At 29.7% G+C, this 17,309-nt stretch carries 19 protein-coding genes; 1 reads left to right on the forward strand and 18 read right to left on the reverse strand.

The window, feature by feature from the left end; translation table 11 throughout:
* Positions 1-8: 8 nt before the first annotated feature.
* From queF to NNC19_RS04840, 5 genes are read right to left on the reverse strand one after another with little or no spacing between them, the layout of a single operon-like run.
* A complete protein-coding gene (queF, locus tag NNC19_RS04820) occupies positions 9-506 on the reverse strand; it encodes a preQ(1) synthase (protein ID WP_310937484.1) in 498 nt (165 codons plus the stop codon).
* Entirely contained in the window at positions 506-1,165 is a 660-nt protein-coding gene (gene queC / locus NNC19_RS04825; protein WP_310937485.1) for a 7-cyano-7-deazaguanine synthase QueC, read from the reverse strand. Before queC ends, queF begins: the two co-directional genes overlap by 1 nt.
* A gap of 14 nt (positions 1,166-1,179) precedes the next feature.
* A complete protein-coding gene (folE, locus tag NNC19_RS04830; protein ID WP_310937486.1) occupies positions 1,180-1,773 on the reverse strand; it encodes a GTP cyclohydrolase I FolE in 594 nt (197 codons plus the stop codon).
* A gap of 1 nt (position 1,774) precedes the next feature.
* Positions 1,775-2,437: a putative 7-carboxy-7-deazaguanine synthase QueE gene (queE, locus tag NNC19_RS04835; protein WP_310937487.1), complete on the reverse strand. Its 663-nt coding sequence runs from the start codon at positions 2,435-2,437 to the stop codon at positions 1,775-1,777.
* 2 nt (positions 2,438-2,439) lie between these two features.
* Entirely contained in the window at positions 2,440-2,868 is a 429-nt protein-coding gene (locus NNC19_RS04840) for a 6-carboxytetrahydropterin synthase (RefSeq protein WP_310937488.1), read from the reverse strand.
* Between the two features lie 348 nt (positions 2,869-3,216).
* On the opposite strand from NNC19_RS04840, the gene pflB reads away from it, so the two are divergent.
* Positions 3,217-5,448, forward strand: a complete 2,232-nt coding sequence (pflB, locus tag NNC19_RS04845; protein ID WP_310937489.1) for a formate C-acetyltransferase — start codon at positions 3,217-3,219, stop codon at positions 5,446-5,448.
* A gap of 57 nt (positions 5,449-5,505) precedes the next feature.
* Here pflB and NNC19_RS04850 read toward each other — a convergent pair whose 3' ends face one another.
* The 13 genes from NNC19_RS04850 to NNC19_RS04910 all read right to left on the reverse strand — a co-directional run bounded on the left by NNC19_RS04850 (position 5,506) and on the right by NNC19_RS04910 (position 17,172).
* Positions 5,506-6,864 (reverse strand): MATE family efflux transporter, encoded by a 1,359-nt coding sequence (locus NNC19_RS04850; RefSeq protein WP_310937490.1) that lies wholly within the window; start codon positions 6,862-6,864, stop codon positions 5,506-5,508.
* Between the two features lie 102 nt (positions 6,865-6,966).
* Positions 6,967-7,581, reverse strand: coding sequence for a DUF488 domain-containing protein (locus NNC19_RS04855; protein ID WP_310937491.1), 615 nt, complete (start codon positions 7,579-7,581; stop codon positions 6,967-6,969).
* Positions 7,582-7,654: 73 nt separating this feature from the next.
* Positions 7,655-8,698: a peptidoglycan-binding protein gene (locus tag NNC19_RS04860; protein WP_310937492.1), complete on the reverse strand. Its 1,044-nt coding sequence runs from the start codon at positions 8,696-8,698 to the stop codon at positions 7,655-7,657.
* Between the two features lie 31 nt (positions 8,699-8,729).
* Positions 8,730-9,221, reverse strand: a complete 492-nt coding sequence (locus tag NNC19_RS04865) for a phage holin family protein (protein WP_310937493.1) — start codon at positions 9,219-9,221, stop codon at positions 8,730-8,732.
* Between the two features lie 20 nt (positions 9,222-9,241).
* A complete protein-coding gene (locus tag NNC19_RS04870) occupies positions 9,242-10,210 on the reverse strand; it encodes a phage baseplate protein (RefSeq protein ID WP_310937494.1) in 969 nt (322 codons plus the stop codon).
* 75 nt (positions 10,211-10,285) lie between these two features.
* Complete coding sequence (locus NNC19_RS04875) at positions 10,286-11,395, reverse strand: siphovirus ReqiPepy6 Gp37-like family protein (protein ID WP_310937495.1); 1,110 nt, start codon at positions 11,393-11,395, stop codon at positions 10,286-10,288.
* Positions 11,371-11,988, reverse strand: coding sequence for a hypothetical protein (locus tag NNC19_RS04880; protein ID WP_310937496.1), 618 nt, complete (start codon positions 11,986-11,988; stop codon positions 11,371-11,373). The genes NNC19_RS04875 and NNC19_RS04880 overlap by 25 nt, the downstream gene beginning before the upstream one ends.
* Positions 11,989-11,999: 11 nt before the next feature.
* Entirely contained in the window at positions 12,000-12,881 is an 882-nt protein-coding gene (locus NNC19_RS04885; protein WP_310937497.1) for a phage distal tail protein, read from the reverse strand.
* A complete protein-coding gene (locus tag NNC19_RS04890; protein ID WP_310937498.1) occupies positions 12,874-15,207 on the reverse strand; it encodes a hypothetical protein in 2,334 nt (777 codons plus the stop codon). The genes NNC19_RS04885 and NNC19_RS04890 overlap by 8 nt, the downstream gene beginning before the upstream one ends.
* Positions 15,208-15,290: 83 nt before the next feature.
* On the reverse strand, positions 15,291-15,884 hold the full coding sequence (locus NNC19_RS04895; RefSeq protein WP_310937499.1) for a bacteriophage Gp15 family protein: 594 nt from the start codon (positions 15,882-15,884) through the stop codon (positions 15,291-15,293).
* The gene (locus NNC19_RS04900; protein ID WP_310937500.1) at positions 15,884-16,228 is read right to left on the reverse strand and encodes a DUF6673 family protein; all 345 of its coding nucleotides are present in this window, start codon (positions 16,226-16,228) and stop codon (positions 15,884-15,886) included. Before NNC19_RS04900 ends, NNC19_RS04895 begins: the two co-directional genes overlap by 1 nt.
* Before the next feature lie 33 nt (positions 16,229-16,261).
* Entirely contained in the window at positions 16,262-16,741 is a 480-nt protein-coding gene (locus tag NNC19_RS04905) for a hypothetical protein (protein ID WP_310937501.1), read from the reverse strand.
* 2 nt (positions 16,742-16,743) lie between these two features.
* Entirely contained in the window at positions 16,744-17,172 is a 429-nt protein-coding gene (locus tag NNC19_RS04910; protein ID WP_310937502.1) for a chloramphenicol resistance protein, read from the reverse strand.
* Positions 17,173-17,309: the final 137 nt, after the last annotated feature.

Consider the following 17,309-nt stretch of genomic DNA (forward strand, 5'->3'; position numbering starts at 1 on the left):
ATTATTAACTATCTATTATCTACTTTTTCTGGATATAAATCATGGTTCATCATTCTATGTTCAGCGATTTTTTCATATCTTGTTCCTCTTATTCCATAGTTGCAATATGGATCTATACTTATTCCACCTCTTGGAGTAAATTTCCCCCATACTTCTATGTATTTAGGCTCCATTAACTTTATTAAATCCTTCATAATTATATTCATACAATCTTCATGAAAATCTCCATGATTTCTAAAACTAAATAGATATAACTTTAAAGATTTACTTTCAACCATCTTTTCTCCTGGTATATAACTTATATAAATAGTTGCAAAATCAGGTTGTCCTGTAATTGGACAAAGACTTGTAAACTCTGGGCAATTGAACTTTACAAAATAATCATTTCCTGGATGTTTATTATCAAATACTTCTAATACATCTGGATCATATCCATAGTTGTATTTTGTTCCTTGATTTCCTAATAGAGTTATTCCATCTAATTCTTCTTTATTTCTTCCACTCATTATTTGTTCTCCCCTTTGCTATTTAAGTATTGTTCAAGCCCTCTTCTTCTAAGAATACATGCAGGACATTCCCCACATCCATCTCCTACAATTCCATTGTAACAAGTAAGTGTTTTATTTCTTACATAATCAAGTTTTCCAAAACTATCTGCCATCTCCCAAGTTTGTGCTTTGTCTATCCACATTAATGGAGTATGAATAACAAAACTATAATCCATAGCTAAATTTAATGTTACATTAAGTGATTTTATAAATACATCTCTACAATCAGGGTACCCACTAAAATCCGTTTCACATACTCCTGTAATAATGTGCTTTGCCCCCTTAACTTTGGCAAGTACACCAGCAAAGGTTAGGAATAACATATTTCTTCCTTCTACAAAAGTTGAAGGTAATCCTCCATCTTTTCCTGCTTCAATCTTAATATCATCTCTAGTTAAAGCATTAGGTGCTAATTGATTAAGTAATTCCATATCTAGAATATGATGTTCAACCCCCAATTCCTTTGCTATTTCTGTAGCACACTCTATTTCTTTTTTATGTTTTTGATTATAATTAAAAGTTACGGCTATAACCTCATCAAATTCTTTCATCGCCCAAAATAAACATGTTGTAGAGTCCTGTCCCCCACTAAATACTACTACCGCTTTTTTTGCCATTTAAAATTCACCTCTTATTTCATTATTAATAAAGCTTCATGCCTTAATGCATCATTTTTCTCAAACTCTCCAGTAAATGTTGTTGTGGTAGTTAGAGTACCTGTTTTTTTTATTCCACGAGAAGTCATACAACTATGTTCACCAGTTATTAAAACTCCAACATCATCACTTTCTGTAACAATAGTTATTATCTCTGCTATATCTTTACCTATACGTTCTTGTAATTGCAGTCTTCTTCCAACCATATCTGCAATTCTGGCTATCTTACTTAATCCTATTATCTTCTTTTTAGGTTTGTAAACAACTGTAACATTCATATTATACATAAGTGCTAAGTGATGTTCACAATAACTGTGTATTTTTATATCTCTAACTACAACTAGATTTTTATGACTTTCACTTCCATACTCTTCTTCCTCAAAGGTAGTTCCAAACATTTCTGCTATTTCTTTATTTGAATAATTCATACCTTCAAAAACTTCTTCATACATTTTTGCTACTCTTTTTGGAGTATCAATAAGTCCTTCTCGATTAGGATCATCACCTAGAGCAATTAATATTTCTCTAATGCATTCTTGAATTTTTTCAGTATCTATCTTCTTACTCATGTTATACGCCCCTCTTTTCCTTATCCCAAATAATTTTATGAAGTTGAACTTGTAATCTTACTCCATTTAAATTTCTTTCTTTTATAAATTCAACTATATCTTCTAATTCTATCTTTCCAAGTACAGGACTAAAATAAACCAAACATTTTGAAACTAAATCATACTTAATTATAATATCATAAGCTACATTTAAATCTTCATTACTTCCAATAACAAATTTATATACATCCTTTCCATCAACTGAATCTAAATTATTTAAACTCATTAAAGTCGTCATTTTGCTAAGTGGAAGTTTATAATCAACTATAAATATTATATTGCTATATTTCTCTTTAAATGGTTTTATATCTACTGATCCATTTGTTTCTATATGTATAATTAATTCATTATCAGAATTTAATAATTCAAGTAATTCATCTATTCCATTTTGAATTAACGGTTCTCCACCTGTTAATGTAACATTTTTACTTTTCATTTCTTTTATAAATTCATAAATTTCTTTAGCACTTAGTTTCTCGTTTGAACTTTCTTTTTCCCATGAATACTTAGTATCACACCAAGAACATCTTAAATTGCAACCTTGAAATCTTATAAATGTTGCAAGTTCTCCTGAAGTTGGCCCTTCTCCATCTATGGATAAAAACTTTTCAACTACATTAAACATTATTAATCCTCCATATAAATACAACTATTATTTGGTGTTTCAAACAATTCTACTTCATATACAGGAAGCCCCATTTCCTTCAATCTGTAAAATATGTCCCTTGACATCTCTTCTGCTGTTGGTCTATATTCCACTGTATATATGTCAAAATCCATAGGAAGATCTTCCAATTTTTCTATTAACTCTTTTCCTTCCTCATTATTTTCAATTACTAACTTATGATCAAATGTTTCTTCAATTTCTTTAAGTGATGACTTAAAATTTGAAAAATCATCTACCATTCCTCTTAACTGCCCTTCTTTATGTAATATATCTGATTTCAACTTAACAATTAGCCTGTATCTGTGCCCATGAATATTTGAGCATTTCCCTTCATATCCACTTAAATAATGTGCCATATCAAATTGCACTTCGCTTTTTATTATAAACATAATATTTCTCCTCTAATGTAAATATATATAACATTTTCAATAAAAAAAGTTTATTTTATAATGCCAAAATAGACATAATAAAATAAACTAAACTTCAATTATAGTTATATTATTTTGCCTAGTTTTTTTTAGAGACAGGATGGTCTAACGAACTGTCTATATGATTTTTACTTATTAATGATACCACTTAAACTTCTTTTTTTCAATTTTAATTTTTGCATAAAAATTTTTTCTTGCCTTTTCTCCATATTAATGGTACATTATGATAAAGAAGCTAATTAATAATTATTATTAATTAATATCAATTAATAGTTAGCTGTTAAAAATTTAGCGAAAGAGGGAATTGTTATGAAAAAAGAATGGTTTAACTTTAATGATGGCACATGGTCATCAGAAATTGATGTTAGAAATTTTATACAAAAAAATTATACTCCTTATACTGGTGATTCTAGCTTCTTGAAAGACGCTACTGAAAATACTAAAAAGCTTTGGAATGAAGTTTGTGAATTATTAGAAAAAGAAAGAATTAATGGTGGCGTCTTAGATGTAGATACAGAAACAGTATCAGGTATTAACGAATTTAAAGCTGGATATATAAATAAAGATTTAGAAACAATTGTTGGTGTTCAAACAGATGCCCCTCTTAAAAGAGCTGTTATGCCTCATGGTGGTATAAGAATGGCTGAAAACGCTGCAAAATCTTATGGATATGAAGTCGATGAAAATATATCTAAAATTTTCTCTAAATATAGAAAAACTCATAATCAAGGTGTTTTTGATGCTTATACAGATGAAATGAAATTAGCTAGAAAATATGGAATAATAACTGGACTTCCTGATGCTTATGGAAGAGGACGAATAATTGGAGATTATAGAAGAGTTGCTCTTTATGGTGTAGACAGATTAATTGAAGATAAGCAAAAACAAAAGAAATCTTTAGAAGTTAGCACTATAGACGAAGAAATTATTAGACTTAGAGAAGAAATTTCTGATCAAATTGTTGCTCTTAAAGAACTAAAAGAAATGGCCAAAGTTTATGGTTTTGACATTTCTATACCGGCCTCTAATGCAAAAGAAGCTGTACAGTGGTTATACTTTGGGTATTTAGGATCAATTAAACAACAAAATGGTGCTGCTATGTCAATCGGAAGAACTTCAACATTCCTAGATATATATATTGAAAGAGATTTAAAAAATGGAATAATAACAGAAGATGAAGCACAAGAAATTATAGATCATTTTGTAATGAAATTAAGATTAGTTAAATTTTTAAGAACTCCAGAATATAATGATTTATTCTCAGGTGACCCTACATGGGTTACTGAATCCATTGGTGGTATGGGTATAGATGGAAGAACTTTAGTCACTAAAAATTCATTCAGAATTCTTAACACACTTTATACCTTAGGACCTTCACCAGAACCAAATTTAACTGTACTTTGGTCAACAAGATTACCTCAAGGATTTAAAGATTTTTGCTCAAAAATCTCAATTGATACAAGTTCCGTTCAATATGAAAATGATGACTTAATGGCTCCTTATTGGGGAGATGATTATGCTATAGCTTGTTGTGTATCGGCTATGAGAGTTGGTAAACAAATGCAATTCTTTGGTGCTAGAGTTAACCTTGCCAAAACTCTTCTATACACAATTAATGGAGGTATTGATGAAAAATCTGGTGTTCAGGTTGGTCCAAAAACAGCAAAAATAACATCTGAATATCTTGATTATGATGAAGTAATGGATAAATTTGATGCTATGACAGATTGGTTAGCTAAATTATATGTTAATACTCTTAACGTAATTCACTATATGCATGATAAATATTCCTACGAAAGCTTACAAATGGCTCTACATGATAGAGATGTATTTAGAACAATGGCTTGTGGTATTGCAGGACTTTCAGTTTGTGCAGACTCACTTTCAGCTATTAAATATGCTAAAGTTAAACCAATTAGAAATGATGAAGGAGTAGCTATTGATTTTGAAATTGAAGGAGATTTTCCTAAATACGGTAATGATGATGATAGAGTAGATGATATAGCTATATTCCTAGTTAAGAATATGATGAATAAAATAAGAAAAAATAAAACTTATAGAAATGCATTCCATACTCAATCAGTATTAACTATAACTTCTAATGTAGTATATGGTAAGAAAACTGGAAGCACTCCATGTGGAAGAAAAGCAGGTCAACCATTTGCACCAGGTGCTAATCCAATGCACGGAAGAGATACTAGTGGCTCATTGGCATCCTTAAATTCAGTTGCTAAATTACCTTATGAGCATTCACAAGATGGTATTTCCAATACTTTTTCCATAATACCTGATGCTCTTGGAAAATCTCCTGAAGACAGAATTGCCAATTTAAGCAATCTTATGGATGGATATTTTGTTCAAGATGCACATCACTTAAATGTTAATGTATTTAGTAGAGAAACTTTATTAGATGCTATGGAACATCCAGAATTATATCCACAATTAACAATTAGAGTTTCTGGATATGCAGTTAACTTTATAAAATTAACTCATGAACAACAACTTGATGTTATTAATAGAACATTTCATGATAAAATTTAATTAATTTTGTTCAAAAAGGTGGCAAAACCTCCAAGTTACGCCACCTTTAATATATTATTATACAATTCTATGTTTAAGCCACTTTGTTCCTCTTAATCTTAATGTATACAAACACCCTCTAACTAACCAATCACTAAACATTCCTATCCAAATTCCTAATACTCCTAGCTTTAAAATAACACCTAGAAAATATCCCACAAGAATTCTGAATAGCCACATTCCAATTATTGCTGTACACATTGTATACCTTGTATCTCCAGCCCCTTTAAGCCCTGCTGAAAAAACAAAGGATATTGGCCAGATAACCATTGCTATCCCATTTGCTCTAATTAAAATTGCAGAAAGTGATATAACATCTTGGTTATCAGTATATAAATTCGCTAAATATGGTGCAAGAGGCATACATATAACTCCTATTATCACCATAAACACTGTAGCAAACTTACATAAGTAAATCAATGTGCTCTTTGCACCTTTAATATCATTTCTTCCTACATATTGACCAACTAAAGTAGTTGCAGCAATAGCTAAAGAATTACCTAACACATTTGGAATTTGACAAATAGACATTCCAATTGTGTTTGAAGCTATTGAAGCAGTCCCCATAGTTACTATGAAAACTTGCACAATAAATTTACCTGCATTAAACAACAATTGCTCTACTCCTGCAGGAATACCGATACCAAATATTTCTTTTTGAATCTTAAAATCAAATTTGAAGGGAATTACTTTTCTAAGCTTTATATTTTTACTTCCCCTAATTAAGTTAGATATTATAACTATGGTTCCAACTAACCTTGCAATAGCTATCGCAATTGCTGCACCACTAATACCAAATGAAGGAGTACTAAAATTAATACCTATATTATTTAAGTTAATTCCATATATAAAAATATATCCTAAAAATAGATTTATAATATTCATAAAGATAGTTATTATCATTGGAGTTTTTGTATCTCCAGAACCTCTTAAGATTCCATTTGCAATTTGCTCTACAGCTATAAATGGATACGTCATTAATGTATACTCAATATATATCTTAGCATCTAATTTTACTAATTCTGTTGCTTGTCCATAAAATGAATTAATAATCCATACTCTAAATATCCACATAAATAGTGTTATTAGTGAAGATATAATTAAACCTGACAGAAGTGCTTGTTTAACTGTTTCATTAGCCTTTTTTGTATCTTCTTTTCCAATATGCTGGGCAACTACAACTGTAGCTCCAACAGACAAAGCTGCAAAGAAAGATATAAATATGTTATTAAGTGAATCAACCATTCCAATAGCTGAAACAGCTTCTTCTCCAATATGACCAGCCATCATGGTATTAAACACACCTAGGAGCATAACAAAAGTTTGCTCAACCATTATAGGAACAGCTAGTCTCAATACGTTTTTCCTTATAAGCATTTTAAATAGCCTCTTTTCTGAAATAACCAAATCAAAAGTTATTATTTTCTATGGTAAGGATATTATACCATAAAATATCTAAATTCTTAATCTGACAGAATATTATTTCAAATTTTCTACTCTATATCCAATTTCCTTATTAGCAATTTCATAAGCTTTAATAATCATATCTATTTCTTTCATTTCATTACCAAGAATTGATTCTATACTGATCTGTCTTCTATTTTGAAAGTATTTATCTAATAAACTTTCTTCTATATCCTTTTGTGATTTTGTTGAATAATCGTCTATTATATGTTTTACATTAAATCCATAATCTCTAAGAGTTCTTCCAACTAAAATGCTTCTATGACATCTTATTGGATCTTGCATGGCTCCAAGCAAAGCAATTTTATATCCCTTTTTCAATCCATTTTCTAGCCGTTCTATTCCATTACTAAATTCATCCTCTTTAATCACTTTTTCAAAATCTGCATATCCTTCATCGTTATATGAAATTCTACTCATCCTATTTGCTCCAAATTCTTTTCCCATATAAATATATATAAATCCTGACTTATTTAATAAATATTTTATTGTTTCTAAATCAAATTGAATATTATATTTTGAATAAGGAATTCCTCTAATATCAACAACACAATTAATTTTATGTCTATTAAGCATATCAATTAACCTTTCAATTGTATAATTTGAATGCCCAATTGTATAAATCTCCAAAAAATCGCCACCTTAACACATAAACTTTATAAATATTATATGTTATAACATACTTTTATATAATATCCTTTTTCTACTTTAATATAATCCCCCAAGTATTTTCACCAACAATTCCATCTCCAATTAGATTATTTTTTTTCTGAATATCAATTATAGCATTTTTTGTTTCTTCACCAAAGCATCCATCTACGTTGACATTGTATCCTAATATATTAATCATTTTTTGTATGCATGATGTTATATTTCCTTTTGCTCCCTCTGAAACAATTGGACAATGACTTAATGTTTTTTCTCCTAGAATTCCATCAACTATTACAGGTCCAAATCCCTGTTTGTTAAACTCCTCTTGTAATTCTCTAACAATATCATTATTTCCATAGAAATTTACTAAATGAGTATCTAACACGTTAAATGTCCTTTCTCCTGCTAAACCATCAGACTCTAGTCCATTGTCTTTTTGAAATTTTAATAATGAATAAAGTGTTCCTTCTCCAAAAATACCATCAGCACCGTATCCTCCACAATTATATCCTTTACTAATTAGTTTTTCTTGAAGTTCCTTACACCTATTTCCTACAAATAATTTTCCTTTATCCAATAGAGATAAACTAAAATTATTTAAAGTATTAAACTCTTTACTAGGTTCTATAAAACACAAAAATTCATTCCATAACTTAGGATCATTTATCATTTGCCTTGGACATATTTTGCCTGTAGCATCATAATGTGTTTTAACCATATCTACACTAAAATTATAACAATTTAGCAAATAACTATTTAGCCATGCAGCATTTTTCCTAGCTATATAGAAATCACTATCTGGATTTACACATATTTCAATATTAATAGAATTTCTATTAGTAATTATCCCTTTGTTTCCACTATCTCCAACAGCCCAAGCACCATCCTCTAATTCCAAACACTGATAGATTTCTTTATCATCTACATAATAATGAACACTTGCTTCTCCAATATTTCCATCATATTGAGCCATAGCATGCTTTCTTGCTCCAGCTCCTTCATCATAATTATCTGTTTCATGATTAACTATATATTTAGGATTATTTTGACCATTATAACAATTTCTCGAACTTATAAATTCTTTATTTATAAACATAAAATCCCCCATTATTAATGAAAGGACAACCTTAAGGTTGCCCTTTATCTTCCATTTTCATAGCTTCAACCATTTTCTCTCCATTGCTTTCTATTACAATTTTGAAATTGGAAACAACTTTCACTAAAAAACTTGGTAATGGAACATCTAATCTAGTTAGATTTTCTAATATAGAGACAATTTCATTTATTACTAACCATATGGTTACCAATAATCCAAAAAATGTTGTAACTTTTATACTTATTCCTAAACCATTTGCTAGATTGATTATTGTCCAATCTACTATCATAGCTACTGCTATTTCTACTCCATATAGTAACTTTTTTATTATTCCCCACATACCAGTTTTACTATTTGTTTTTCTCTCTTTTTTAGCTGACAGCATCCCCGTTAAATAATCAACTATCATAACTACCATAAGAAGTGGTATCATTATATACAGTATTCCAAGTTTAGCACTTAAAAATGCTCCTATACTAGATATTAATATTTTTATTGTGTTTATTTTTTCTATAGCATCCACCTACTTTAACTTAATTACTACTATGCTGTTCTTTTCCACATATAACAAGTAATATATGGTTGTAAATTATTATGAGCCAGACCTCCTCCTGCTGGAAGAATACGTCCACTAAAATAAAGATCAACTTCATCTCCTGATCCAGGATCATTATCAACTGATGCTGAAGTAATAGTGTTTATACCAGATTTTTTCATTAATCTATCATAGGTACCATCTGTATGATTGTGTGAAGGTATTTCATTAATAGCTAATGTATGATTCTTTTCTCCTCCTGTCTTTTCTGCAGTGCTAAATTCTGCTTGAGAAGCATCAATTCCAATTGGAACTCTTCCAATTCCCCAAGTCACCCATGTTCCTCCTAAAAATGTTGATGGACTTACATTGTTAATACTCATGTAAATTGAACCCATAGGGTATACTAAATTCAAAAGTCCTTTTTTATCCACTTTGTTATTCCATGTTGCTTTTTCTGTATCTGTTACAAACTTGTGATTTGTATCCTCCACTATCATTGTTGCTGGATGACTACTTGGATGCACATATGCATTCGCTCCTGCTTGAACTCCGTCTAATTTTTTTTTGTCTACTGCAGCCATTAATCCATTTGCTGTTTGTGTTACAACATCTATACTTGCTTTTCCATTCCATGTTGCCTTTTCTGTATCTGTCACAAACCTATTATTTGTATCTTCTACTATCATTATTGCTGCATGACTGCTTGGATGTACATATGCATTTGCTCCTGCTTGAACTCCATCTAACTTCTTTTTATCTCCTATACTCATTAATCCATTTACTGTTTGTGTTACAACATCTGTACTAGCCTTTCCGTTCCATATTCCTTTTTCCTTATCTGATGTAAATCTATGATTTTCATCTTCTTCTACTAAGTTTGCAAACGTCTTAAAATATATATCATCAAATATTTCATTTCCATTTGAATCTTTTTCACCTGTATTATATTTATATATACCTTTTTTTATTGACATAATTACCACCCTTTCTATATTACTCATATACATTTTTAAGATAAGTCATACCCAAATTGTTTGTACTAAAGTTCACTAATTACTCACTTTTAAATCTTTAGTATCTTCATTATTTATTATGTCTAGTACTGTTAACTGAACACTCCCAAAAGTTGGTTCTATTTTTATTGTCTTTGACTCATATATTTCTTTAACTTCACTAACCCTATTATCAAATTTAAACTCATACTTTTTGCTTACAGTAGTTACTATATCTCCTAAATCCCATATATCTTTATATCCAATTGGGTCAACTTCACACTCATAAGATTGTATTGCTTTCTTTTCATCTAGTTTTTGTTCTCCCAAAGTTCCAAGCTGATCTTTAAATGCTGAATTGCTAGCATCAATAACTATTTCCCTTCTATCTATTCCCTTAATTTCATCATGAATTATAATAATATCCTTTTCTTCTGCTGATTTATTTGGAGCTATATATGCACAACTTTTATACCCAACATTACTTTCAATATAATTTTGTTTCTTCACATTATCATACTCAACTGAAAAGATTGCTGGAGAATTTTCTCTTTGAGTTACACTTAAATCTCTACCTTCTAGTACCTTGAATATAAATCTTTTCCCTATATAATCTAAATCTATTGTAATTCCTAATCCATTAGTTTTACATAACTTTGTTAATTCGTCACATAGATTTGCATATCTTGTCTCAAAAGCTTTAATTATATTTTTTGACTCTTTTGTTATATTTGAATCTATATTTTCTATTATTAAGTTATCAATAATTCTCTCTTCTGAAGTATTAATCGAATTAACTTTTACTAATGTATTTAAAATTTCTCCAACTGCAAGATTACTAAAATTTTGATTATGACAGTTTGCGGGAGGAATTGTAAGCCTAAATGTAAGCATATACAACAAACTATATCCTTTGACTTTTATATCTTGACCATTTTCTTCATCTATTTCTATATATTCTATTATTCCAGCCTTATTCCCATCATTATCAATCATAATAATATTGCCTTTTTTTATTAAATCTCTATCAATTTTATTAAGATGGAACTCAAATTCACCATAAGTATCCCATTTTCTTATAAAGAAAAGAGAAGTGAAATCATCCACTTCTCCTAAAAAATTAATATCTTTATCAAATATTCTTATGTTGCTGATATTTGTATCCATATAGAACCACTCACACTTTCTTCTGGCTTATTGCCTTGTATATATATTTCTCTTGCCTTATTTTGTGTTTTATTCATCCAGTTCTTAAAATCATCATCCATTTTAGCTATCATATCATTATATGCTGATACATTTCTTGGCCTTATTCCACCACAAAGACTATCATCCATTCTTTCATCTACAACTGTTATATTTCCTATACTATCAATAGTTACACTAGCTAAAGACAATTCATAAACATTGTTACTTCTTATAAGGTCAGGTGCTTTTGCATCAGATCCAGCCTTTAATTCTATACTCATAGAACTACTACCTACTGTTGAATTTAATTTTATTACAATTCTATCTATTCTCTTTCCAGTCATTGGCTTAGATATATTTAAAACTTTTGTTTCTTTGTTATAAAAATAGTATCCTTTTATAATAGCAAATCCTGATGCTACCTTTAATTGAGAACCATCATTAGTTACTTTTAGAGTCATATGACTATCATCATCAAAGCTCACTCCATTGGAATAGATATTTTCATAATACCTACTAAATTCTTCCTGTCCATATTTATAGCTTCCATTAAAAAAGCCACTATATTCCATACTGTCACCTCCTAGATTCCTAAATATTTATTTTTATATTTTATACATACATTTTGTTCAGTTAAAGTTGCGTTACTATTTGTATACTCAATTGTGTTTTTTCCAGGAATTAAACTAAAAAAGGTTGAGTTTAAATCAATATAATTAAACGCATTTTTTTCTCCTTTATTAGTAATTATTTTAACTTTTTTATTGCCATAAGCAGTATTAATATATAATATTTCATTCTCTTTAAGTGTTTGATTTACTGTAATAAATTCTCCTGTAGTTACATTAGTTACCTTGGGCTGCTCTGCTGGTCCTTCGAATTCTATTTCCAATGGTGTTTCAACATGTCCTCCAACTATTACTTCTTTTGAAACTCCCCCACTTTCTCCAGAATTTCTTGTCTTAAATGACAATGGTAAGGAAAAATCAAATTCTAACCCACCAGACCAAACTGCAATAATTTCTTGTAAATCATTTATATCTTCAAAATATGGATCAGGACAAATTAGTGTAACTAAAAAACCTAATGGATCATTTATATTTGATTGTTTTATTTTAAAACTTTCAACCTCATAAGAAATTTTACGAGCTCCACTTCCGCAGTCTACAATAAGTACCCCAGTCTTTTTAGGGTTAAAAAATGAAATTAACCCATCTCTCTCTTTTGATATATTATCTCTTCCAGTATACTCTGCTGAAAAAGTAATACTACGAGATGATATCTTTTTACTATCTAAAATTCCTCCATCATATTGCGAATTACTTGAAATATTAACATCATAATCTGAACTTTCAAGACCTTCTACTTCAAGAAGTTTATATTCAGAATCACTACTTATTTCTAAAAGCCTTTTATTATTCTCTTCACCACATTCTAATTTCATATTCAAACTATACTTATCCAAAAGCTAATTCCCTCCCTGCTCGTCTTATTGCTCTAGCAGTTTCACTTGGAGATTTAACTGGTTGAGTTATTGTGATATTTTGGGTTATACCATTTTCATTATTTGTAACAATATTTGATCCAGTATTAAAATTATTACCAAAATCAATTACACTACTTGAAAGTTTTGATGTTTCGTAATTAACAGCAGTCTTCATTTTTGATGTTAGTCCAGCTATATTACTAATAATATCTTTTTGAAGGTTTGGTGTCTCAACTTCTATACCTACACCTATTCCTTTGACTATATTTTTGCCTATTAAATCTCTCATAAGTCTTGATGGAGAATGAATACCAAGTGCATCTTTAATTCCACCTACAAATCCACTGACAAATCCAGAAACCTTATCTTTAAGCCATGAAGCCATTCCTGTAATACCATCCCATATTCCTTTAACAATATTTGAGCCAATAGATCCCATCTGACTTGGTAATCCAGAAATAATATTTATAATTGAATTAAATAACCCTGAAGCAGCTGAAGCACCACTTTGTATCATATTATTTCCCCATTGTACTAAATTACCTACTACACTACAAAGAGATTGCCATATAGAACCTGGTAAATTAGCAAACCAACTTATTACAGAACTTATCATACTTGATACTGATTGCACTGCACTATTATAGATATTTGCTCCCCATTGAACAACATTATTAAATGCATTAACTAACCAATTCCAAATTTCTCCTGGAAGTTTACTAAACCATCCAATAATTCCACTTATAATTGATGATAGTGTGCCTGTTATCCAATTCCACACGCTTGTACCAAATGAAGATATATTATTTATTACACCAACAAGCCATTGCCATATGTTACTTGGAAGTGTTGCAAACCAATCTATAATCCCCTTTATTATTGTTGATAATGTGCTTGTTATCCAATTCCATATACTTGTCCCAAACGAAAATATATTATTTATTACACCAACAAGCCATTGCCATATATTTTCTGGAAGTGTTGCAAACCAATCTATAACCCCTTTTATTATTGTTGATAATGTGCCTGTTATCCAATCCCAACAAGACACACCAAATTCTATTATTTTACCAATAACATATCCTAATGCATAACCAACTTCTTCTGGTATTTTCCCTAGCCATTCAACTATAGATTTTAACCATTCTGGTAATGTTTCTGTAAAGAAATCTACTACTGCTTGCCAGCCATCTGTAAAGGCTTGTTTTATTGTTACCCATAGTTCTGTTAACCATTCTGGTATGCTTAAGAAAAATTCACATAATGTTTCCCAGACTGCTGGTATTGTTTCTGTAAAGAAGTCTACTATAGCTTGCCAACCATCTATAAATGCTTGTTGTATTGTTATCCATAGTCCTGCTAACCATTCTGGTATGCTTAAGAAAAATTCACATAATGTTTCCCAGGTTGCTGGTATTGTTTCTGTAAAGAAATCTACTATAACTTGCCAGCCATCTATAAATACTTGCTGTATAGCTGTCCAAATTTCTGCAAACCAATCTCCAACTCCTGAAAAAAGATCACATACAGTTTGCCAAGCTTCTGGTATTGTTTCTGTAAAAAATTCTACCAGCACATCCCATACAGTGCAAAAGGCTTCTTTAATAGCTTCCCAGGCACTTATTACCGCATCTCTAAACCCTTCATTAGTATTCCATAAATTAATAATTAGAGCTACCAAGCCTGCTATAACTGCAATCGTAAGACCTATAGGATTTGACATAGCCCCAATAGCTTCAGTTATTTTGGTTATTTGATTTGCTGCCTTTAATGCTAGCAAAGCACTTGCAATTACAACAATTGCATTTTCAACAATTGCACTGTTATCAATAATCCATTTTAATAAATCTATTACTTTTGGTAACCATTCTTTTACAATCTCTCCTACTGCATCTATTACTTCTCCTATAGAATCTGCAATACCATCTAAATCATCAGATATTGTGCCACTATTAATTGCATCTGATATTTGATTAAGACAATCCAATGCTATATCTAGAATTTTTTCTACTGGTCCCTTGAACTTTTCAAGTAATCCAGATGATATATCTTCATAAGCTTTTTTTACTTCTTCAGCTTTTTTTTCTGTATCAGGTCCCATTTTGGTTGCTAAATCGCTTATAACACTTATTGTTGTACTGACATACTTCTTTATATTTTCACAAGAATTTTTTGCAGCCTCTTCTAATTTTTTAAGATAACTTACTTCCTTTTCCCCTTCAGCAGATTTATCTTTTTCATCAGCTTTAACCTCAGCAGTTTCAGTTTTTTTACTTTTCTTATTATTTTTTTTACTACTAGACATGTATTTCACCTGCCTTTCTTTAAAAAAATTAGCAATTAAGAAAATTTATATTAAAATAAATTTCTTAATTGCTATATTTCATATTATAAAACCTTAGTTAAGTCTCCATCTCCTAATAAAGCTTTTTCTATATCATTAATTTTTTCTTGTTCTGATTTAGATTTTGGTATTTCATGAAGTCTTTTCATACTTCTATAAAAATCTTTTTGCTCCTTTGACATATCATTGGAAATAGTCATAGCTCTATATCCCATAATTTTTACTATTTCATTATCTTCCTTTAAAGATTTAAACATGGCCTTAAACTTCCACCAATGCAGATTTTCAGCATCTTGCAAGTCAAGCCCATATTGGTTTAAAAATGCTGAATATATATAATCATCGTCATATTCAAAAGAATAAATTTGCTCACTCTTGCCATTACTGCTTCCATTACCATTTTGAATATTTTTCCCACATCTATAAAACCATAATGCTTTTTCTATAGCCTGTTCAATATTTTCAGGAATAATATGATAATATAGCTCAATAGTTTTTATTAATCTATCACTTTCATCTATCTCACTATCCTGCATCATCATTTCAAATAACATTGAAGTACGAAAATCTGAGTTGATTTTATAATCAACTCCATCTATAGTTACTTCTTCAGGTAACAAATCAATTAAAATATTCATTATTTTTTACTTCTACGTTTAGCTCTATTAGGTGAATACTTTGAAGTGAATTTTTCTAATTCATCTTGTTTAGAATTAATTTGTTCAACTAACTCTTCAAAAGCTTTAAGACAAGTTATAATATTTATCTTATCTCCAAATATCTTTTTATCTGTATCCTCCCCGAATAATTCATTAAAACATTTAAAAATAGCTTCACATTCTTTTCTAACTATTTCTGAACCTTTTAATTCTTTATATTCTTGTGTACTCTTAACTACATTGTCCATAGCCTTTTCATATTTTTCAATTGTATTTGCATCAAAAATATCTAATTCTTCAAGTTCAACTCCATTAATAACCATAATCATCTCTCCTATTTTTCTAAAATTTTTAAATTAAGCTTCAACAAACTCCTTAGTTACTGTGTTAAATTCACCTTCAACAACCTTTCCAACAGCATAAAGATTACCACTTACAACTATAGTTTCTCCACCTGCTCCTGCAAAACTTGCTACTTCACATGTAACTTTAAACTTCCTTGCTTTAAATGTATTTTCTTTACCTACTACAGGATTAAATAGCTCTACCCTAATATAATCAAACTGTGCATCTGTACCAGTTAATTGATTTCTACCAACTTCATATAAAGCCATTATTGCTTTTTCAGATTTAATTAAATCTGAAGTGTATGCAAATTGAGTTTGATATCCCTTTATTACACTTGTGCTTGATTTATCATTAACATAAGTTTTTGTATCAACTTGAGCTGTTGGATTTTCATCTAATGTACTAAATCCAGCACCCATAAGTTCATATGTTCCTCCTACCATTAAATAATCTGCTAATTGATGTCTTTGAATTGTTTCATTTGCCATAATTATCTTCCTCCTTGATAATAAGTTAATATAAATTTAATTTGATATTGTTCTTTTAAATTATCTTCTTCTGAAGCTCCAGCAGTTAAGCTTGCTTCTATACTTTGTATTTGTCTGTTTCCCTCTATTTGTGGTAACTTTTTATTATTTACCATCTCTTTAATCCAAGAAATAAAGTGTTTATCAAATTCACTTTCTATTAAGTTTTTAATAACATCCTTCTCATAAGTTTCTTTAGTCATAAACATAAATTCATATTGATTTATGCTGTCCCCATTTACATACTTCTTTAAAATAGGCTCAGTAGGCATTTCTTCTATTTCATATAAAGAAGAGTTATTACCTATATTCTCATTATTTATTCCTTTATTGAATTCTTGTAGATGTGGACAATCCTTTATTAAGGATCTTAAACTCTCTATAATTGTCACTTAGTTTTCACCCCCTTTTAGGGTTAAAATCTTTAATGAACTTTTTTAAAGGCGCCTTTTTTTCATATAAAAAAACACAAGTCTCAAACTTGTGTTTTGTCATGGTTTTCTGTACAGTTTTTCACCATACATAAATT

It is taken from the genome of Clostridium sp. SHJSY1 (assembly GCF_031626875.1).
Taxonomy (GTDB): domain Bacteria; phylum Bacillota; class Clostridia; order Clostridiales; family Clostridiaceae; genus Clostridium.